This window comes from Vibrio sp. JPW-9-11-11 (genome assembly GCF_013369335.1).
Lineage (GTDB): Bacteria > Pseudomonadota > Gammaproteobacteria > Enterobacterales > Vibrionaceae > Vibrio.
The window spans coordinates 864,978-885,467 of sequence record NZ_SZQJ01000005.1; the positions used below are offsets into that span (position 1 = coordinate 864,978).

Sequence of the window (20,490 nt, forward strand, 5' to 3'; positions counted from 1 at the left end):
TCTATGTTTAAACGCACGCGTTCACTGGTTTGCCTCTGTGTGGCAGCCGCGTTAAGCACCCCTGTGCCAACACAAGCTAACAGTTTAGATCTACCCGATATTGGGACTACCGCCAGCAGCACCTTGACCATTGATCAGGAAATTCAATACGGCGATGCCTACATGCGCATGCTGCGCAGTAGCCAGCCTATCGTCAATGACCCGGTGCTCAATGAGTATATCGATAGCCTTGGTCATCGATTGGTTGCCAATGCCTCCGACGTCAAAACCCCCTTTACCTTTTTCATGATTCGCGATCGCAACATTAATGCGTTTGCGTTTTTCGGCGGCTATGTTGCTTTGCACTCTGGCTTATTTCTTCATGCGCAAAGCGAGAGTGAACTCGCCTCAGTGGTCGCGCACGAAATAGCCCACGTCACTCAGCGCCACTTAGCCCGAAGCATGGAAGAGCAAGCGCGCCGTTCACCCGCCACTATGGCAGCATTGGTAGGTTCATTGTTATTAGCCATTGCTTCACCGGAGGCAGGTATGGCGGCGGTCACTGCCGCGACCGCAGGCAATATTCAAGGGCAAATCAATTACACCCGCAGCAATGAAAAAGAAGCGGACCGTTTTGGTATCAATACGTTAGCCAACGCAGGATTTGACGTTAACGCAATGCCCCGCTTCTTTGGCCGCTTGGCCGACGAGTTCCGTTACGCGAGTAAACCGCCGCCAATGCTGTTGACTCACCCGTTACCGGAAGATCGGATCACCGATAGTCGAGCCAGAGCACAAAACTATCCAGCTCGTCGAGTTGACCCGTCGCTTAATTATCATCTCGCTCGCGCTCGTATCGTCGCGCGTTATGCGGGTATCGATGCCAAAGCGGCCAACGACTGGTTTGATCGCCAAGAGAAAAAAGCCGAGCCGGGCGTTAAAGCCGCGTTTCAATATGGAAAAGCCTTGGTTCAGCTCGATGCCAAGCAGTACCAATCGGCCAGCATTACTCTAAAACGATTACTGCAGCAAGACCCTGACAACCACTTTTACCTCGATGCGATGTCAGATGTCTACATCGGGCTAAACCAAGCCGAAGAGGCACAAGCCTTGCTTAGCAATGCTCTCAAATCCGCGCCAAACAACGCGGTTCTAACCATCAATTATGCCAATGCTTTGCTCAAACAAAACCACAACGAACAAGCGATCAAAGTGTTGCAGCGCTATACCCACGACAACCCCAACGATATCAATGGTTGGAGCCTGCTATCGGAAGCGAACATCGGTCTTGGTATCAGCGATGAAGATTTAGCAGCCCGAGCTGAAATACTCGCGCTAAAGGCAAACTGGAATAAAGCCATTCAATACTATACACAAGCCAGTCAAATCGCAGAGCTTGGAAGCTTGAAACAAGCCAGATATGATGCGCGTATCGATCAATTAATGGTTCAGCGCGACCGTTTCTTGGCCCTACAATAATAATCAGGAGAACTTCTATGTCAGTCGTGATTTATCACAATCCTCGTTGCTCAAAAAGCCGTCAAACCTTGGCGTTACTGGAAGAGCAAAACATCCAACCCCAAGTAGTAAAGTACTTGGAAACGCCCCCGAGTGTTGAGGACCTCAAAACGCTCATGACGCAACTTGAAGTGACTCAAGTACGCGATATGATGCGCACTAAAGAAGCACTCTACAAAGAACTCGACCTCCAAGCTGCCGATGATGAAACACTGTTTAAGGCCATGGCCGACAACCCAAAATTGATTGAACGCCCCATCGTTGTTGCGAATGGTAAAGCGCGTCATGGTCGTCCACCGGAGCAAGTGCTCGAGATCCTATGACCTGCAAAGTTGTCGTCTTATATTACAGCCGACATGGCACCACTCAAGCCCTCGCTCGACAGATAGCTCGAGGGATTGAGTCCACCTCTGACTGTGAGGCCATACTTCGGACCGTTGCAGAACTCGAAAGTGACCATCAGCCAAGCGAGCCAATTCTAACCATTGACGAGTTGAAGCAGTGTGATGGATTAGCGATGGGAAGCCCAGTGTGGTTTGGTAACATGGCGGCGCCGCTAAAGCACTTCTGGGATAAATCCACCTCTGCTTGGCTAAGTGGCGACTTAATTGATAAGCCTGCGTGCTTATTTAGTTCTTCGTCAACTCTACACGGCGGCCAAGAAACCACATTGCAGAGTATGATGTTACCCCTATTACACCACGGTATGATGATTATGGGGATCCCCTACTCTGAGCCTAAGCTACATTCAACTCAATCTGGAGGAACACCATATGGTGCGACATCTGTTGCGCAGCGTGGTTCAAGCCTCACTGCAGATGAAATAGAACTGGCGCAACAATTAGGTAAACGATTAGCTCAAACCGCGTTAAAAATGAAGGACAGTTAGATGCACGAGATGCAATCAAACACCAAGCTTTACCGCCTACTGGCCCTGTTTGGTAATCTAGCCTTACTGGCTTGGATTACCCTTTGGCAGATCTCGCTGTCACCCCATCCACATATCAGTAGCACGACCCTAGCGATCGCTTGGGCGGTGCCATTGTTGTTACCCTTGCCCGGAATTTTAGCAGGTAAACCTTATACTCACGCGTGGGCCAACTTCGTCTTAATGCTCTATTTTTTACACGCGTTTACGATACTCTATGTCGATGATGGTGAGCGTTGGCTGGCCGCGGTGGAACTCGTACTGACCTCACTAGCCTTCTTAGGCAATATTCTTTACGCCCGCACAAGAGGCAAAGAGTTAGGCCTCAAGCTTAAACGCCTATCCAAAGTCGAGAAAGAAGAAAAATCGCGCTTTGAGTCTGAGGGCTGAAACCATAAAAAAGGTCTGGCATTGCCAGACCTTTTTATTTCTATGCTTGTTTACTGAGTGAGCACACTCTGTATTGCGTTCTCATCTTCAGTGGCGGGAGTCTGCGCTTTAGGCTGTGGCGCGACATAAGGTTGCCCTTGCCATTCGAACACCAATACCATTTCAGTGGCAATCACATCGGCGATAGGTTGCATTTCCACTGCAACCGTCGACTCCACCTGCAAACCATCATCTGGATTACCAGCCGGTATTGTCGTTGGCTCTGGTAGCGTCACTGATGGTGTTTCGTTCACGCTTTCAAGTTGCTGCACCTCTTTGATGCTGCGTATTTCCTGCTCAAACTCTTGTTCTGAAGTCAGTAAATGAACATTAAACGTGACTTGATTGCCCTGGATTTTCAAGATTTCCAGCGAAGCGACCGAGCTCAGTGATTTCAGCTGGTTCTCTAAAGTAAAGAAACTGACCGCATCGTTGAGTTCAGTGAAACGTACCTTGATGGCTTGTGACGATTCACTTGCGACCAGCACCGCACTCTTTTTAGCATAATAGTCACTGATCTGTTCTATCATCTTACTCGCGGCATCACCGCCATTGTTTGAGCCTGCAAGCGGCGCTTGGCGAGTCACCCCGATGGTATTGGGCTTTTGATCATACAATGTCCAGCGAACGCTGTTGGCTTGTGCTTTGACCACCAGCACGGCATCTACCGGATAACGTTGACTCGCCTGTCCAACGGGTTGAATGAACCCACCCCATAAATCAGACACCGCGACGCCAGTAATGTCATCAAAATCACCCACAGGTACGGTCAAAGGTAAACCACGTTGAGCAGCTTTGAGTTTCATCTTATCCAGTACGACAGACGGCGAATGCTCCCAGATGATGTTACGCTCACTTTGCTCTTCAACCAACCAAACCAACAAGTTAGCGCGAGCTGCTGGCCATATTGGTAACTGAGCTTGGCTCAATAAAGAGCGAATATGCGGAGCACTAAACACCATTTTTAATGTTTGTTGACCATCTGATTGACCATAGCTGAGCTGCGCCAAATACTGAGCGCTCTGTCTGAGTGCTTTCGTCACCACAGGATTTTCTGGCGCATTCACATCACCAGAAGCACGAATGATAACCTCTTTCATCCCTTCAACCCGCGCTCTGCTATCGGCGTTGTCTGTCGATTGATCAATCACCACTTCGCTGCGGTAAAGATCGACATTGGTCAGAGCCAAGACGGGTAGAGCAAACAGCCCTAAAACAAACAGTGCTATATGACGCATAAAATTCTTATGTTCCGCTTAATTAAACGTTAGGGCTTGATGATAAGCAACTATCGCCAGCGGAGCAACAAAAGCCCTCATGATGCGCAGGTTCACGTGCATTTAAACTCACATCCTTTGATGGTGAATAATCATTTAAACCTAGAATATTTGATCTCGTTCAGATTGCAATCGTTTGCCAAGGTGATAAGATCGCGCGAATTTTATTTTCGTCGAGCAATTTTTGCTCTCAGACTCGCCATCTAAAGGAATTACAAAATGAAAAATGCCATTCAAGGTGCACAGATGCTATTCGTTGCATTCGGTGCATTGGTGTTGGTACCTCTGCTGACTGGACTCGATCCTAGTGTGGCACTATTTGGTGCTGGTGTCGGTACCCTTCTTTTCCAAGTAGTTACTCGCCGCAGTGTCCCAATTTTCCTTGCCTCTTCGTTTGCCTTTATCGCACCCATTTTATACGGCGTGCAAACTTGGGGTATCCCTGCGACTATGGGTGGCCTGATGGCAGCCGGCTGTGTTTACGTGGCAATGGGCGCGCTAATCAAAGCTCGCGGTGTAGACATCATTCACCGTTTGCTGCCACCTGTGGTCGTCGGCCCCGTCATCATGGTGATTGGGCTTGGTCTCGCCCCAGTTGCGGTAAACATGGCGCTAGGCAAAGTCGATGGGGCGCAAGTGATTGACGCCAACGCTTCATTGGTTATTTCCGTCGCTTCACTGCTCACGACCATCGTACTCAGTGTGTTTGCCAAAGGGTTCCTAAAACTCACGCCAATCTTAGGCGGTATCGTGGTGGGTTACTGCCTAAGCTTGGGCTACGGGATTGTTGACTTTACTCCTGTACAACAAGCGTCGTGGTTTGCTTTACCTAACTTCACCTTCCCTGAGTTCAACATTAACGCAATCCTGTTTATGATTCCGGTTGCCATCGCCCCTGCGGTTGAACACGTAGGCGACATGCTGGCCATCTCTAACGTAACGGGCAAAAACTACGTTAAGAAGCCCGGTCTGCATCGCACGATCACAGGTGATGGTGTAGCGACGATTGCCGCTTCAATGGTTGGCGCGCCGCCGAACACGACCTACTCAGAAGTAACTGGTGCCGTTATGCTGACTAAGGCATTCAACCCAGTCATCATGACTTGGGCGGCAGTGTCGGCTATCGTTCTGGCACTGGTTGGTAAGCTGGGCGCAGTTCTACAAACTATCCCAATGCCAGTGATGGGCGGTATTATGATTTTGCTGTTCGGTTCTATCGCAACAGTTGGCCTAAATACCCTAATCAAGAACAATGTTGATCTACATAAATCACGTAACCTTGTCATCGTTGCTATTACGCTCGTATTTGGTATCGGTGGTATGGCGTTCGGTGTGGGCGAGTTCAGCCTACAGGGTGTAAGCCTATGTGGTATCGTGGCGATTCTACTCAACCTTTTACTACCTAAAGATCTTGGTGAAAACCACGTCGTCGATAATGCGCAGATGGAAGAAGAAGCGCAATAGTTAATTGCCAAAAAGACAGAGGGCTAACACAACAGTGTTAGCCCTTTTTTAGTTCAAGACCGAAGTATACTTCACAATCAACCTACTCGTTATCTGTCTTAAAGGCGAGCTGTTCAAAGTACTCAGAAATCAATTGATCATACTCACCACTGGCTTTCATTTGTGCAACAACATCATTAACGCTCTGAACAAGGTCGGAGTTTACAGCGCCCTTTTTTGAAAACGCTATATAACTTGGCGTAGATTCTATTGGCGGTGTTTCAACCGAGAGTTGGTCTTGCGCTCCCATTTTCACCGAGATATATCGAGCACCAAACTCGTTGTTGATCCAAAAGTCGACACGATTAGTTTGTAATAGTTTTACGCATTGCTCAGCTGATCTCACACGGTTAACACCTGCAAAACTTCCTTTTTTTACTTCGTCATCCAACCACTGACCATAACTCACATTATTGACCAAACAGATCTTCGCTCGACCAATATTCTCTTTGCTCCATGAAAGGTTAGAGGACATATTTTTGATAGCCACGATATTTTGGTCAAATAGAACCTCATCGATGTAGTTAGCAAACGACTCTCGCTCAACGGTTTTAAATGCCGTGAAAATCCCGTCGGCTTTTCCTACTTCGATGTAGTTAATCGCTCTCCCCCAGGGTAAAACCTCAATCTCTACAGGTGTTTCTAGTTTAGCAAATACCTTTTTTACTAAGTTCACCGCCACACCGTTAAGTTGACCTTGATCGTTTGTAATATAGGGAGGGTACTCCAAGGTAACTAACTTGACCTGAGCTAGGCTAGCGAACGGCAAACAAGTGAGAAGCAATAGTATGAGCGTTTTCATAGTCAGTCCCTATTCAAAAACAATCAACGAAGTTAAAACAAACCTAGTGACAAAAGTATAGACAACAAATGTTAGCCCGCTCGGATTACTTTCCTTCTATTGCCACACTAACGCTTCCTGAATACCAGAGCAGATCCCTTATCTAGACACACAGTTCGACAAACTGACCGCGAGTGAGCATAGATAGGTCGCGTGGTGAGAGTTCAATCTCTAAACCACGTTTCCCCGCACTGACACACATCGTCTCTTGCTCTTGTGCACTACTATGGATAAACGTTGGCAACGCTTTCTTTTGCCCAAGTGGGCTTATTCCACCAACCACATAGCCTGTGGTTTTTTGGGCAATATCTGGATCAGCCATGTCGGCTTTTTTGGCTTTTGCCGCCTTAGCCGCCAGCTTAAGGTTGAGTTTTTGATCGACCGGAATAATCGCCACGGCCAAGTTTTTAGCGTCGCCGTTTAAACTAAACAGCAGCGTCTTAAAAACTTTGGCCGGGTTTTGGCCTAACACCTCGGCCGCCTCAAGCCCGTAACTCTCCGCGCGCGGATCATGCTCGTACTGATGGATGGTGTGAACCACCTTTTTCTTTTTAGCCAGATTGATAGCAGGAGTCATGCTCCCTCCTGTTGTGTCATAAAAACAAAAAACGCCACTCCGAAGAGTGGCGCTTTAGATTAATGATATTGTTAAGTTGTCGTCAACTTACTTGTAGACCATCTCGCCTGATGGCGCGTATTTATTTACGTCAACTGGGCTGTTTGCTTCCAGGTACTCTTTAAGTACTTCAGCGTCTACAAAGCCAGTGTTAACGTGACCTGGATGACCAGTTAGTTTAGGGTAACCGTCACCACCAGCCGCGTTATAGCTTGGTACAGTGAAGCGGTATGTTTCGTCTAGACGAAGTTGTTTGCCACCGATGAATACGTTCGAAACTTCACCGTTTGCGACCGTCATCGAGATACCAGCAAACTGAGCGTAAGCACCAGAATCTACTGGCTTAGTCGCGACTACGTTTAGGTAGTCTAGTACTTCTTGGCCAGACATATCAGTGTAAGTCAGGATGTTAGCGAATGGCTGAACTGTCAGTACGTCTTTGTAAGTGACATTGCCCGCTTCGATAGAGTCACGGACACCACCAGAGTTCATTACAGCGAAGTCGGCTTTAGCACGCTCCATATGAGATGTTGCGATCAAGCGGCCCAAGTTAGTTTGCTGGAAGCGAACTACGTTACGGTCACCTTCAAGCTTACCGTTAGTCTCAGCAATTTTAACGTTTAGCTGAGCTTGGCCTTGCTCTTGGTATGGACGTAGGAACTCAAGCAGCTCTTGGTCTTGTGCGATTTCATCTTCAATAAGAACGCGCTGTTTCTTACCGTCGATCTTAACTTTCTTCTTCAGGTTAACAGGGATTAGGTCGTAGCTAACCATCTCAAGCTCACCGTTACGGAATTCGTAATCCGCACGGCCGACGTATTTACCCCACTCGTGAGCCTGAACAATGTAAGTACCGTTTTGCATGTCTGGCTTACATTCGTCAGAAGGCTTGAAGTTTTTCTTAACAACATTTGGCGCTTCCATACAGACTGGCTCTTGAGAGTGACCACCCACGATCATGTCCAGAGAACCTTCGTCCAGGTAGCGAGCCAGAGCGACGTCACCCGGTGCGTTAACGCCACGTTTGCCATCTTCATAGTGACCCATGTGTGTGACTGCAAAGATCAAGTCTGGTTTTTCTGTTTCTTCAAGTTCCGCGATCAATTTTTTCGCTTCTTCTTTCGGATCACGGAAGTCTACACCGCCGATAAACTCTGGGTTACCAATTTTTGCAGTGTCTTCTGTCGTCAGACCGATAACAGCAATTTTGATGCCTTGCTTGTCGAACATCTGGTAAGCCTGGAACATACGTTCGCCAGTCTCTTTATCGTAAATGTTCGCTGAAAGCATAGGGAAGTTAGCCCACTCTTTCTGCTGGAATAGTACGTCTAGAGGGTTATCAAACTCATGGTTACCAAGTGCCATTGCATCGTAACCAATTTTGCTCATACCTTTGAAGTCTGGCTCAGCGTCTTGTAGGTCCGACTCAGGCACACCTGTGTTGATATCACCACCCGAAAGAAGCAGCGAACTACCACCTTCAGCCGCAATTTCAGCGCGAAGTTCATCGATAAGAGTCTTACGAGCAGCCATGCCGTACTCGCCATATTTGTTCTGCCAGAAACGACCGTGATGGTCATTGGTGTGAAGAACGGTCAACTTATAAGTTTTATCTGCTTCCCACTCATGCTGAGGAGCCGTTGCACAACCAGCGAGAGTTGCAAGAATTGCTGCGCTAATGGCGCTTTTTACGATCAGGCCTTGCTTCATTGTCATACCTTTTGAACTTATGGGGATTTCCACTGCTTTTTCTTACTGCTCTTTATGAATAGACGGACTTGGAAAAAAAGTTCGATCAGAGCAGTAAAACTTGAACTAGTTTAAATTAACATTCAGAACCTGACAGACAGATTTCATATTTATGTCGGATAGATCACCATAAAATCTCCCCAAATGTGTAACAAAGCGTCAAAATTGCACTTCATTAAATAGAGGATCACAAGCAATCGTTTTACTGTGAGATAAACCAAGACAGGATGGGATTGTGACGGTTAGCGTTTACTCAACAGGGTTAGAGAACATCGTCAAGTTTCTGACAACATGGCATAAAAAAGGCCGGTTTGACACCGGCCCTCAAGGGATAGTTTGGTTATTTGATATCGATGTGCTCGAAGCCCTTGATTAAGTCATCGAGCGCTTTCATTTGTGCCAAGAACGGCTCAAGTTTGTCCAGTGGTAGCGCCGATGGACCATCACAGCGCGCTTGGTCAGGATTTGGGTGTGCTTCAATAAACAGACCCGCAATACCCGTGGCAAGACCTGCTTTCGCCAGTTCAACCGTTTGTTCACGACGGCCACCAGACGCTGCGCCAGATGGGTCACGCATTTGTAGTGAGTGAGTCACATCAAAGATGATCGGGCTACCATTTGACGCTTTCTTCATTACGCCAAATCCAAGCATATCAACGACTAAGTTATCATAGCCATGGCAAGAACCGCGCTCACAAAGAATGATGTTGTCGTTGCCACACTCACTGAATTTATCAACGATGTTCCCCACCTGACCCGGGCTCATAAACTGAGGCTTCTTGACGTTGATCACCGCGCCAGTTTTGGCCATCGCTTCAACGAGGTCAGTCTGACGAGCAAGGAAGGCTGGTAGCTGAATAACATCGACTACATCGGCTACCGGCTGCGCTTGCGCTTCTGTGTGAACGTCGGTAATGATCTTAACGCCAAATGTCTCTTTCAACTCTTGGAAGATCTTCATCCCCTCTTCAAGACCAGGACCACGGTAGGAGTGAACCGAACTGCGGTTCGCTTTATCGAATGATGCTTTGAATACGTATGGAATGCCTAGCTTCTCCGTCACTTTTACGTAGTGCTCACAAATCTGCATCGCAAGATCGCGTGACTCTAGGACGTTCATACCAGCAAACAGGGTAAAGGGCTTGTCATTCGCTACTGGAATATCACCAACGTGAACAATTTTCTGTTCCATTTTATTCTCTCTATTTCGATGTAAAGCCAACCTCTTGCGGGTGGACTTAGTGTAAAGTCACCTGAGTCGAACTCATGGCATTAACTTGATTCTTTAATAGCTCAGCAGCCGGATCGTCGGGGCATTGATCAATAAAATACTGATAATCCGACAACGCCATTTGATGGCAATCCAGTTGCTGATAAATAAAGCCACGATCGCGGATCTCGTATGGGTCGTCTGGAACAAAAGTGAGCGCAAGATCAGTACACTTTAGTGCCAAAGTATAGCGCTCTTCGCGCAGTAAGGCACTTTTCAGCAATGCGAGCCAACGGCCGATGACTGTGGGGTGATCTGTCTGCTCTAGATGTTTGGGTTTCAGCTTGGCAAGCGGCCCTTTGTGACCAATCAGCCAAGCCCCCAACGTATGCTCTGACACATACTCGCCGTTAAACGGATTCACATAGAGCGGCTTGTGATTATACCACTCAAGTTTAAGTAAAAACTGGGTCGGGAACGTCACACCAACCAAAGGAAAGCCTAGTTTGCGCGCGATGTACAGCAGCACGGCCCCCAAACTCACGGGGATCCCTTTGCGGCTTTCTAGCACTTTATCAACGAAACCATTCTCAGAGTGAAAGTAGCTTTCGCGATCGCCATAAAAGCCCCACTGATGGTAGAACAATCTTAGCAGAGCATCAAAGCGCTGCTGCTCGTCATGTTCACTCACCAATGCCAGCTCTGCCTCTTGCACCAGTCGGTTCAACTCTGCTTGCGCCCAGTGGACTTGGGTTTGAGGATTGATCGCTTTATTGAGTGCTAGCGCCCCTTCGGCGAGCTCCATTGCATCAAAGTCTTCATCAAATAACTCAAACATACGGTTATCGTTACCTCTCAACCCCATTTAGCCAAACAACATCGGCGTTTTCGTTACCGCCACTTTTCCCGCCATCGCTAACCAGCCTAATGCGCCGAAGAAAGAGAAGGTTCTGAGCAATTTGTTTTTACCCAGTTTAAGCGCAAAAAAGCCCAGGGCAATATAGGCGAGGACGCAAGTGATTTTTTCCGTCAACCACGGCGCTGCAGCGGTGAAAGGGATAGCCCCAGTCACGACAATTAGGTAGATGCCTGAAATAAGGAGAAAGGTGTCGTTAACATGTGGCGCCACCTTAAAAAATTTCTTATCGAGCAGCTTTGAGTTGGCCATCATTAATGCAAAGCGCACCGATAACAGGGTGGCACTGATCACTATTGTCAACAGGTGAAAGTGCTTTAAGCCTTCATACATGGTTATTTTCTCTCTTTACATTTCCGGTAAATATTGACCGACGGTAACGCGATCGTTGTTACCATAATCCTTGTAAGTGACTACGTTTTTGTAGCCAAGTGAAACGAGTAACTCTCGCACTGGCGCACCTTGTTCGAAGCCATGTTCGAATATCAGCCACCCTTGTTCACCAAGGTAGCCCAATGCATGCGTCGCAATGTGTTTAATGTCTGCCAGTCCCTTTTCATCCGCAACCAAGGCAGTGAGAGGTTCAAACCGAACATCACCCTGACTCAGGTGCGGGTCTTCTTTTTCGATGTACGGCGGATTGGAAACAATAACAGCAAATTTTGTACCAGCAGATATTGGTTCAAACCAGCTACCACACAAGAACTGAGCGTTGCTAATTTTGAGCGCCTCAGCGTTAGATTGTGCCAGTTGTTGTGCCTCAGGTTGAAGGTCTATCCCCCAAACTTGCCTATCTGGCAATTCTGAGGCCAATGCCAACGCAATGGCGCCGGTCCCCGTACCTAAATCCAGAATATCCCCATCGCCTGGTGCTGCTTTCTCAAGTGCTACTTCAACTAGGCGTTCTGTGTCTGGACGCGGAATGAGTGTACTTGGCGACACTCTCAGCGGTAATGACCAGAACTCGCGCTCACCAATAATGTAGGCAACAGGTTCCCCGTTCAAGCGTCGCTCAAGTAAGCTTTGGAAATGACCACGCTCCGCTTGGGAAAGGATCTTTTCCGGCCACGTAAGCAAAAAGGAACGTGGTTTACCCAAAGCGTGGCAAAGCAGCACCGCAGCGTCCAAAGACGGCGACTCACTGCCGCTCTCTGTGAGCTGCAAAGCCGCCTGATTGAGCACCTGTTCGACGCTGTGTTGTGCAGACATAGAGTTAGTGGCTCTCTGCCAACGCCGCGAGTTGGTCGGCCTGGTGTTCTTGAATAACCGGGTCAATCAGACTCGCCAAGTCCCCTTCCATCACTTCATTGAGACGATAGAGAGTTAGGTTGATACGGTGATCAGAGACGCGGCCCTGCGGATAGTTATAGGTGCGTATACGGTCACTGCGATCACCAGAACCTAGTAAGTTACGACGCGTGTCAGACTCTTCTGCAGCTCGCTTTGCTTCTTCGGCCTGAATAATACGCGCCGCAAGCACCGCCATCGCTTTAGCTTTGTTCTTATGCTGTGAACGTTCATCCTGACACTCAACCACAGTACCAGTTGGTAAGTGAGTAATACGAATCGCTGAGTCCGTGGTGTTGACGTGCTGACCACCCGCACCCGATGCACGGAAGGTATCAATTTTAAGTTCTGCGGCTTTAATTTCAGGGATTTCAGCTTCCGGAATTTCCGCCATCACCGCCACTGTACAGGCAGAGGTATGCACGCGACCTTGAGATTCGGTCGCGGGTACGCGTTGAACGCGGTGACCACCAGATTCAAATTTAAGTACGCCGTACGCGCCGTCACCAGAGACTTTAGCAATCATCTCTTTATAACCGCCGTGTTCCGATTCGTTTGAAGACATCACTTCAACACGCCAGCCTTTCTTCTCGGCAAACTTGCTATACATGCGGAATAAGTCGCCGGCAAAGATACCTGCTTCGTCACCACCCGCGCCGGCACGAATTTCGAGGAAACAGTTGCGATCATCGTTTGGATCTTTAGGTAGCAACAAAATTTGTAGCTCGTCGGTCAAGCGTTCAATGGTCGCTTTGGCTTCTTTGATCTCTTCCTGAGCCATCTCGCGCATTTCTTCATCGTCTTCGTTGGCCATGTCTTCCGCGGCCACCAAATCATCTTGCGCTTGCTGGTAGGCTTGGAAACACTTAGTGACTTCTTCGAGCTGAGAGTACTCTTTCGATAAAGCACGGAACTTGTCTTGGTCACCAATTACATCGGGATCACCAAGTAGGTGTTGAACTTCTTCGTAACGTTCAACCAGTGTTTCTAGCTTGGTTAAAATAGAGGCTTTCATAGTTTTCTTTAACTCAGGGGGTTAATAAAGTCGGCCATTTACAACGCTATGCGTTATCGAGACCTAGACTTTGACGAATAATGGCAAGCTTGGCTGGCTCTCCTTTCTCGGCAGCGCTTTGCAGTGCACGAGTGGGCGCATGGATAAGCTTGTTGGTGAGTTTATTGCTCAGCTCTAGCAGCACTTGTTCAGCATCAGCGCCTGCTGCAAGAGCCTGTAAACTTTTACTGAGAAGTTCTTCACGAACTTCATTGGCCGATTGGCGGTACTCACGAATACTGTCGACTGCTTGCAACGAGCGCATCCAAGACATAAAGGCGGCGCTCTCTTCACTGACGATCGCTTCCGCTTGAATCGCTTCAATCTTGCGTTGCTCAATGTTGCTATCGACGATCGATTGCAAGTCGTCCACTGTGTACAGGTAGGCGTCGTTCAGGTCACCGACTTGCGATTCTATATCTCGCGGAACGGCAATATCGACCAACAAAATAGGTTGGAATCGACGCGCTTTAAGTGCCGTCTCCACCATGCCTTTGCCTATGATGGGCAGTGGACTCGCAGTCGAACTGATCACAATGTCCGCTTGGGCTAAGTATTCAGGAATCTCAGGCAGGCCAATAATATGCGCACCAAATTGCTCGGCCAATGGCAGCGCACGCTCTTGGGTTCGGTTGGCCACTATCATCTTAGTGCAGCCATTGCCAGCTAAGTGCTTAGCAACCAGTTCAATAGTCTCACCGGCTCCGACCAGCAGCACCGTCGATTTTTCGAGCGATTCAAAGATATGCTTGGCTAACGTACAGGCGGCATACGCCACTGAAACCGCATTGCCACCGATGTCTGTTTCCGTTCTCACCCGTTTTGCAACGGAGAATGCTTTTTGGAACAGTTTCTCTGTCGCAGAGTCGACGGATTTATACTGACGCGAGTCGGCGTAAGCTTGCTTCACCTGCCCCAATATCTGCGGCTCTCCCAGCACTAGCGAGTCCAACCCACAAGCTACCCGCATCAGATGACGAATGGCCGCTTGTTCTTCATGAACATACAGGCTTGGCTTGAGTTCTTCTGGCGTCACTTGGTGGAAATGAGACAGCCACTCGACAATTTTACTCTTGCCACCGCTTTTGACATCACAGTAGATTTCAGTGCGGTTACATGTCGAGATAATAACACTGCCGTTAACGATAGAATTTTGATTCAATTGCTCAAGTGCTTGCGGCAGTTTTTCTGGACCAAAAGCGACCTTCTCACGCAGTTCGACGGTGGCCGTATTATGGTTGATACCTATAGCAAGCAAAGACATGAATTGTGTTTTCTCTGAATCAAGCGATGGACAAATAAGGTCGGAATTTTACTTGATGGCCCCGTTTAATGAAAGGGGCAAGCGGATATGTTTTCTTGAGTTCGTGATTTCAATGATATAGTAAGCGCTGACTTAGGGCCAAACTGGAGAAATTTTCAGCAATGACTCGACTTATACGCACGCTTTCGGTTTTTCTTTCAGCCACAGTATTTCTCGCTGGCTGCACTTCGCTCGAAAGTACCACCAATGTGGAGTGGCAAACGCATCAGTTGAGGCTAGCGAATGTCCATCACTACAAAAGCGCCGGAAAAATGGGGTATATTTCCCCTCAGCAGCGACAGTCACTCAATTTTCAGTGGGCCCACGCGCCAGAGAACACCCAATTGAGACTGACCACCTTCCTTGGTCAAACTGCCCTTAACCTCAACGCTACGGCAACAGGGGCCTATGTGGAAACGTATGATGACCAAAGGTTTCAAGCTGAGTCCCCCCAAGCCCTTATCCATCAACTGACTGGATTAAATCTGCCTATCGAGTCACTCAATCAGTGGCTGTTGGGACGACCTACAGAGGCCGACGAGTACCAACTCAATGAGACTCATACCTTGGCTTGGTTGACCAAAAACGTCAGCGGCCAACAGTGGCGTTTAGAGTATCTTTCCTACCAAGACATTGAACATCAAGGCATCGCCCTGCCACTGCCCAAAAAAATCAAACTGACGCAAGACGATATCACCATCAATATAATCATTACCAAATGGACGTTAACACCATGATCACTGAGGCGACACGCTGGCCTTCTCCTGCCAAACTTAACCTTTTTCTCTATATCACCGGACGTCGTGACAACGGGTATCATGAACTACAGACCTTGTTTCAGTTTCTGGATTTTGGTGACGAGCTGACCATTACCGCCAACGATAGCGGGACCATCACCCTTTCCCCGCCAATCCCCGGCGTCGCGTTGCAAGATAACCTGATCTGGAAAGCAGCAAACGCCCTGCAACAAGCCACCAAGGTTCCCTATGGCGCGCATATTGAGCTCGAGAAAATATTACCAATGGGCGGAGGAATTGGCGGCGGCTCTTCCAATGCTGCGACCACACTGGTCGCCCTCAACCACCTCTGGCAAACCCAATTAAGCGATCATCAATTAGCCGAGATAGGCTTAACGCTGGGTGCCGATGTCCCTGTATTTACCCGCGGCTTTGCCGCATTCGCTGAAGGGGTGGGCGAGAAATTGACCAAGGCCACACCTGAGGAAAAATGGTACTTAGTGGTTAGGCCCGACGTTTCGATCGCCACAGTGGATATTTTTACGCACCCAGAACTGACCAGAAATAGCCCCAAACGTGACTTGGCAACACTTCTTGACAGCGAATACGGAAACGATTGCGAAAAAATTGTCCGAATGCTGTACCCAGAGGTTGATAAGCAACTTTCATGGCTGCTACAATACGCGCCGTCGCGGTTGACCGGGACAGGATCGTGTGTTTTTGCTGAGTTTTTGTGCAAAAATGACGCTGAATCTACCCTTGGGAAACTGCCAGACACTGTCTCCGCTTTTGTGGCAAAAGGCAAGAATGTCTCACCGTTACACGAGACATTGGCTAACTATCGCTTAGCCCACTCACAATCTATTTAAAAACTGGACGCAACCCTGAGGTTTCCACCGTGCCTGATATGAAGCTATTTGCTGGTAACGCTACACCTGAACTAGCCCAACGTATTGCTGATCGTCTATACATCTCCCTTGGTGATGCGAGTGTTTCACGTTTTTCTGACGGCGAAGTCGCTGTTCAAATCAACGAAAACGTTCGTGGTAGTGATGTTTTCATCATCCAATCTACTTGTGCACCAACTAACGACAACCTAATGGAACTTGTAGTGATGATTGACGCAATGCGCCGCGCTTCAGCGGGCCGTATTACAGCAGTTATCCCTTACTTTGGCTATGCACGCCAAGACCGTCGTGTTCGTTCTGCTCGTGTGCCAATCACGGCTAAAGTAGTTGCAGACTTCCTTTCTAACGTCGGTGTAGACCGCGTTCTTACTATCGACCTGCACGCAGAGCAAATTCAAGGCTTCTTCGACGTTCCCGTTGATAACATCTTCGGTACCCCTGTTCTACTTGAAGACATGCATGCGCGTGGTTTAGAAAACCCAGTGGTTGTTTCTCCAGATCTTGGCGGTGTGGTACGTGCTCGCGCGACAGCGAAAGCACTCGGTGATATCGACATCGCAATCGTTGATAAACGTCGCCCTCGTGCAAACGTTTCTGAAGTCATGAACCTAATCGGTGATGTAGAAGGCCGTGACTGTGTGATTGTCGATGACATGATCGATACAGGCGGCACACTATGTAAAGCAGCGGAAGCGCTTAAAGAACGCGGCGCTAAGCGAGTATTCGCCTATGCCACTCACGCAGTTTTCTCCGGCAACGCAGCTCAAAACATCGGCAACTCAGTGCTTGACCAAGTCATCGTCACTGACTCCATCACGCTTCCAAAAGAGATGGAAGCCACAGGTAAAGTGACTTGCCTAAGCCTGTCTCGCATGCTAGCGGAAGCGATTCGCCGCATCAGCAACGAAGAATCTATCTCAGCAATGTTCAACTAATCGAACAAAGCAAACAGAGTGTAAAACACCCCTTTCTCGGGGTGTTTTTTTATTTTCGTCGCTCACTCCTTCTCTCACCTCGCCCGACAAGAGAATTGTGTGCTATCATACCGCGCTTTTTGAGATTCCAAGAGAGATCCGAACCTTGAGTCAGCCAATAAAACTTCTTGTCGGCCTTGCTAACCCTGGGCCTGAATACGCAAAAACTCGGCACAATGCAGGTGCTTGGGTAGTCGAAGAGCTCGCGCGTATCCATAATGTGACGCTAAAAAACGAAGCAAAGTTTTTTGGCTTAACCGGACGTATAATGGTCAATGGTCAGGATCTTCGTTTACTCATTCCGACTACTTTTATGAACCTCTCAGGTAAAGCGATTGCCGCCTTGGCAAAGTTCTACCAAATCAAACCAGAGGAAATCATGGTCGCTCACGATGAGTTGGACTTACCTCCTGGAGTCGCTAAATTTAAGAAAGGCGGTGGCCATGGTGGTCACAATGGCTTGCGCGACACCATAAGCAAGCTGGGCAATTGCAAAGATTTCTATCGTCTAAGGATTGGTATTGGCCATCCGGGACACAAAGATAAAGTAGCCGGTTTTGTGTTAGGCAAAGCGCCGGCCAAAGAACAAGAGCTTCTTGATGCAGCAGCCGACGAATCTGTTCGCTGCTTGGACATCCTATTAAAGGATGGCTTATCAAAGGCACAAAACCGTTTACACACGTTCAAAGCTGAATAAGGTTACTATCATGGGTTTTAAATGTGGCATCGTTGGTCTGCCAAACGTTGGCAAGTCAACTCTGTTTAACGCACTCACTAAAGCTGGCATCGAAGCGGCTAACTTCCCGTTCTGTACGATCGAGCCAAACACAGGCGTTGTACCTGTACCAGATCTACGTCTAGATGCTCTAGCTAAGATCGTTAACCCGCAAAAGGTTCTTCCAACAACGATGGAATTCGTTGATATCGCTGGCCTTGTTGCTGGTGCATCGCGCGGAGAAGGCCTAGGTAACAAGTTCCTAGCCAACATCCGTGAGACTGACGCAATTGGTCACGTGGTACGCTGTTTCGAGAACGAGAACATCGTTCACGTTTCAGGCAAAGTATCGCCGATTGAAGACATCGAGGTGATCAACCTCGAACTCGCTATGGCTGACTTAGATTCGTGTGAACGTGCAATCCAGCGTAATGCGAAAAAAGCAAAAGGCGGCGATAAAGACGCGAAATTCGAACTGACCGTACTTGAAAAGCTCCTTCCTGTCCTGACGGAAGGTGGCATGGCTCGTACTGTTGAGTTGTCAAAAGAAGAGTTGGCGGCAGTCGGTTACCTAAACTTCTTAACGCTTAAACCGACCATGTACATCGCGAACGTGAATGAAGATGGCTTCGAAGACAACCCATATCTAGACGCCGTTCGTGAATACGCCGAGAAAGAGAACAATGTCGTGGTCGCTGTCTGCGCGGCGATTGAGTCGGAACTGTCTGAGCTAGATGACGAAGACCGTGAAGAGTTCCTTGCAGACATGGGCATCGAAGAGCCTGGTCTTAATCGCGTGATTCGTTCTGGTTACGAACTGCTTACTCTGCACACCTACTTCACCGCTGGTGTGAAAGAAGTGCGAGCATGGACAATTCCAGTCGGTGCAACAGCGCCACAAGCTGCAGGTAAGATCCATACTGACTTTGAGAAAGGCTTTATCCGTGCTGAAGTCGTTGGCTACGACGACTTTATTCAATTCAATGGTGAAAGTGGTGCTAAAGATGCGGGTAAATGGCGTTTAGAAGGTAAAGATTACATTGTAAAAGATGGCGATGTTGTCCACTTCCGCTTCAACGTTTAATTTATTGCCAAGTCATTGACTTTAAAAGCCAGCAGTTTTGCTGGCTTTTTGCTTTTCATTCGACAAACTTAACGATTAACTCTGAAGAATCACGTTAATTTGATATCAGTTTTCGATCACTAACGCGCCTCTTTGTTTAAAAAGAAACCGAACAGTTGATTTCTGAGGATTTATTCAAAAAAACTGTTGACGGTTCTGCCTCAACTTCGCATAATGCGCGCCGTTCCCAACGATAAGGCAGCGCCTTTGAGGGGATAAAAGAATATGGCTACGTAGCTCAGCTGGTTAGAGCACATCACTCATAATGATGGGGTCACAGGTTCGAATCCCGTCGTAGCCACCATTCCTAAACACTTTTAAATGAGAGTGATTAGGAATAGATGCGGAAGTGGCGGAATTGGTAGACGCACCAGATTTAGGTTCTGGCGCCGCAAGGTGTGAGAGTTCAAGTCTCTCCTTCCGCACCATTATTGAGAAACAACATCGTTGTTTTCTGCAGGGCTATCGCCAAGCGGTAAGGCAGCGGCTTTTGATGCCGCCATTCCCTGGTTCGAATCCAGGTAGCCCTGCCATTTTTTTTTTTTTTTGCGGAAGTGGCGGAATTGGTAGACGCACCAGATTTAGGTTCTGGCGCCGCAAGGTGTGAGAGTTCAAGTCTCTCCTTCCGCACCATTATTAAGAAACAACATCGTTGTTTTCTGCAGGGCTATCGCCAAGCGGTAAGGCAGCGGCTTTTGATGCCGCCATTCCCTGGTTCGAATCCAGGTAGCCCTGCCATTCTTTTGAATGGTTGACCATAAGTCGGTCAGGCATACAACGTTAAGTGAGTTATACCAATTACTCTCTTAACCATAAATTAAGTTGCGGAAGTGGCGGAATTGGTAGACGCACCAGATTTAGGTTCTGGCGCCGCAAGGTGTGAGAGTTCAAGTCTCTCCTTCCGCACCATTATTAAGAAACAACATCGTTGTTTTCTGCAGGGCTATCGCCAAGCGGTAAGGCAGCGGCTTTTGATGCCGCCATTCCCTGGTTCGAATCCAGGTAGCCCTGCCATTCTTTTGAATGGTTGATCATGAATTGGTCAGGCATACAAGGTTAAGTGAGTTATACCAATTACTCTCTTAACCATAAATTAAGTTGCGGAAGTGGCGGAATTGGTAGACGCACCAGATTTAGGTTCTGGCGCCGCAAGGTGTGAGAGTTCAAGTCTCTCCTTCCGCACCATCTTAATTTTGCCCTTTGAATGGCTACGTAGCTCAGCTGGTTAGAGCACATCACTCATAATGATGGGGTCACAGGTTCGAATCCCGTCGTAGCCACCATTAATACAATCTAAATGAGATTTTCCAATTGTCTCGTTTAGTACAGAATAAGTTGCGGAAGTGGCGGAATTGGTAGACGCACCAGATTTAGGTTCTGGCGCCGCAAGGTGTGAGAGTTCAAGTCTCTCCTTCCGCACCAT

20 protein-coding genes and 10 tRNA genes are annotated in these 20,490 nt (G+C 48.1%); 20 read left to right on the forward strand and 10 right to left on the reverse strand.

Translation table 11 applies throughout. The annotated features are described in order from the left end of the window. Positions 1-3: 3 nt before the first annotated feature. Genes FCU94_RS09655 through FCU94_RS09670 form a run of 4 tightly spaced genes read left to right on the forward strand, consistent with a single transcriptional unit; the run spans position 4 to position 2,815 of the window. Positions 4-1,458 carry a beta-barrel assembly-enhancing protease gene (locus tag FCU94_RS09655; protein ID WP_176288320.1) on the forward strand — a complete coding sequence of 485 codons (1,455 nt, stop codon included), beginning with the start codon at positions 4-6 and terminating at the stop codon, positions 1,456-1,458. A 17-nt stretch (positions 1,459-1,475) separates the two neighbouring features. Then, entirely contained in the window at positions 1,476-1,820 is a 345-nt protein-coding gene (arsC, locus tag FCU94_RS09660; RefSeq protein WP_176288321.1) for an arsenate reductase (glutaredoxin), read from the forward strand. After that, positions 1,817-2,386 (forward strand): NAD(P)H:quinone oxidoreductase, encoded by a 570-nt coding sequence (gene wrbA, locus FCU94_RS09665; RefSeq protein ID WP_176288322.1) that lies wholly within the window; start codon positions 1,817-1,819, stop codon positions 2,384-2,386. Before arsC ends, wrbA begins: the two co-directional genes overlap by 4 nt. Then, entirely contained in the window at positions 2,387-2,815 is a 429-nt protein-coding gene (locus FCU94_RS09670) for a DUF2069 domain-containing protein (protein WP_176288323.1), read from the forward strand. It abuts the gene before it with no gap. A gap of 50 nt (positions 2,816-2,865) precedes the next feature. Here FCU94_RS09670 and FCU94_RS09675 read toward each other — a convergent pair whose 3' ends face one another. Next, on the reverse strand, positions 2,866-4,092 hold the full coding sequence (locus FCU94_RS09675; protein ID WP_176288324.1) for a DUF2066 domain-containing protein: 1,227 nt from the start codon (positions 4,090-4,092) through the stop codon (positions 2,866-2,868). 258 nt (positions 4,093-4,350) lie between these two features. On the opposite strand from FCU94_RS09675, the gene FCU94_RS09680 reads away from it, so the two are divergent. Then, the gene (locus tag FCU94_RS09680) at positions 4,351-5,595 is read left to right on the forward strand and encodes a uracil-xanthine permease family protein (RefSeq protein ID WP_176288325.1); all 1,245 of its coding nucleotides are present in this window, start codon (positions 4,351-4,353) and stop codon (positions 5,593-5,595) included. 82 nt (positions 5,596-5,677) lie between these two features. Here FCU94_RS09680 and FCU94_RS09685 read toward each other — a convergent pair whose 3' ends face one another. The 9 genes from FCU94_RS09685 to hemA all read right to left on the reverse strand — a co-directional run bounded on the left by FCU94_RS09685 (position 5,678) and on the right by hemA (position 14,571). After that, positions 5,678-6,436 carry a substrate-binding periplasmic protein gene (locus FCU94_RS09685; protein ID WP_176288326.1) on the reverse strand — a complete coding sequence of 253 codons (759 nt, stop codon included), beginning with the start codon at positions 6,434-6,436 and terminating at the stop codon, positions 5,678-5,680. Between the two features lie 142 nt (positions 6,437-6,578). After that, positions 6,579-7,052, reverse strand: coding sequence for a Cys-tRNA(Pro) deacylase (gene ybaK, locus FCU94_RS09690; protein WP_176288327.1), 474 nt, complete (start codon positions 7,050-7,052; stop codon positions 6,579-6,581). Between the two features lie 87 nt (positions 7,053-7,139). Then, entirely contained in the window at positions 7,140-8,801 is a 1,662-nt protein-coding gene (gene ushA, locus FCU94_RS09695; protein WP_176288328.1) for a bifunctional UDP-sugar hydrolase/5'-nucleotidase UshA, read from the reverse strand. Positions 8,802-9,180: 379 nt separating this feature from the next. Then, positions 9,181-10,032, reverse strand: a complete 852-nt coding sequence (gene kdsA, locus FCU94_RS09700; protein WP_176288329.1) for a 3-deoxy-8-phosphooctulonate synthase — start codon at positions 10,030-10,032, stop codon at positions 9,181-9,183. A 46-nt stretch (positions 10,033-10,078) separates the two neighbouring features. Further along, a complete protein-coding gene (locus FCU94_RS09705; protein WP_176288330.1) occupies positions 10,079-10,888 on the reverse strand; it encodes a SirB1 family protein in 810 nt (269 codons plus the stop codon). A 27-nt stretch (positions 10,889-10,915) separates the two neighbouring features. Continuing rightward, positions 10,916-11,299: a SirB2 family protein gene (locus tag FCU94_RS09710; protein WP_176288331.1), complete on the reverse strand. Its 384-nt coding sequence runs from the start codon at positions 11,297-11,299 to the stop codon at positions 10,916-10,918. A gap of 15 nt (positions 11,300-11,314) precedes the next feature. Further along, positions 11,315-12,175 (reverse strand): peptide chain release factor N(5)-glutamine methyltransferase, encoded by an 861-nt coding sequence (prmC, locus tag FCU94_RS09715; RefSeq protein WP_176288332.1) that lies wholly within the window; start codon positions 12,173-12,175, stop codon positions 11,315-11,317. Between the two features lie 4 nt (positions 12,176-12,179). After that, positions 12,180-13,268 (reverse strand): peptide chain release factor 1, encoded by a 1,089-nt coding sequence (prfA, locus tag FCU94_RS09720; protein WP_176288333.1) that lies wholly within the window; start codon positions 13,266-13,268, stop codon positions 12,180-12,182. A gap of 46 nt (positions 13,269-13,314) precedes the next feature. Further along, entirely contained in the window at positions 13,315-14,571 is a 1,257-nt protein-coding gene (hemA, locus tag FCU94_RS09725) for a glutamyl-tRNA reductase (protein WP_176288334.1), read from the reverse strand. A 161-nt stretch (positions 14,572-14,732) separates the two neighbouring features. Between hemA and lolB the strand changes: the two genes are divergently transcribed. From lolB to FCU94_RS09800, 15 genes are all read left to right on the forward strand, one after another. Further along, positions 14,733-15,347 carry a lipoprotein insertase outer membrane protein LolB gene (gene lolB, locus FCU94_RS09730; RefSeq protein WP_176288335.1) on the forward strand — a complete coding sequence of 205 codons (615 nt, stop codon included), beginning with the start codon at positions 14,733-14,735 and terminating at the stop codon, positions 15,345-15,347. After that, a complete protein-coding gene (gene ispE / locus FCU94_RS09735) occupies positions 15,344-16,216 on the forward strand; it encodes a 4-(cytidine 5'-diphospho)-2-C-methyl-D-erythritol kinase (protein ID WP_176288368.1) in 873 nt (290 codons plus the stop codon). Before lolB ends, ispE begins: the two co-directional genes overlap by 4 nt. A gap of 29 nt (positions 16,217-16,245) precedes the next feature. Then, the gene (locus FCU94_RS09740; protein ID WP_038173074.1) at positions 16,246-17,190 is read left to right on the forward strand and encodes a ribose-phosphate pyrophosphokinase; all 945 of its coding nucleotides are present in this window, start codon (positions 16,246-16,248) and stop codon (positions 17,188-17,190) included. Between the two features lie 145 nt (positions 17,191-17,335). Further along, positions 17,336-17,926, forward strand: coding sequence for an aminoacyl-tRNA hydrolase (pth, locus tag FCU94_RS09745; protein ID WP_176288336.1), 591 nt, complete (start codon positions 17,336-17,338; stop codon positions 17,924-17,926). 10 nt (positions 17,927-17,936) lie between these two features. Beyond that, a complete protein-coding gene (gene ychF / locus FCU94_RS09750; RefSeq protein ID WP_176288337.1) occupies positions 17,937-19,028 on the forward strand; it encodes a redox-regulated ATPase YchF in 1,092 nt (363 codons plus the stop codon). Positions 19,029-19,294: 266 nt separating this feature from the next. Beyond that, positions 19,295-19,371, forward strand: a tRNA-Met gene (locus tag FCU94_RS09755). Between the two features lie 39 nt (positions 19,372-19,410). Further along, positions 19,411-19,495 (forward strand) — tRNA-Leu (locus FCU94_RS09760). Positions 19,496-19,525: 30 nt separating this feature from the next. Next, positions 19,526-19,600 (forward strand) — tRNA-Gln (locus tag FCU94_RS09765). Between the two features lie 15 nt (positions 19,601-19,615). Beyond that, positions 19,616-19,700, forward strand: a tRNA-Leu gene (locus tag FCU94_RS09770). A gap of 30 nt (positions 19,701-19,730) precedes the next feature. Beyond that, positions 19,731-19,805: transfer RNA gene (locus tag FCU94_RS09775), tRNA-Gln, on the forward strand. Between the two features lie 86 nt (positions 19,806-19,891). Beyond that, positions 19,892-19,976, forward strand: a tRNA-Leu gene (locus FCU94_RS09780). 30 nt (positions 19,977-20,006) lie between these two features. After that, positions 20,007-20,081 (forward strand) — tRNA-Gln (locus FCU94_RS09785). Between the two features lie 86 nt (positions 20,082-20,167). Then, positions 20,168-20,252, forward strand: a tRNA-Leu gene (locus FCU94_RS09790). 21 nt (positions 20,253-20,273) lie between these two features. After that, positions 20,274-20,350, forward strand: a tRNA-Met gene (locus tag FCU94_RS09795). 54 nt (positions 20,351-20,404) lie between these two features. Further along, positions 20,405-20,489: transfer RNA gene (locus FCU94_RS09800), tRNA-Leu, on the forward strand. Position 20,490 lies beyond the last annotated feature (1 nt).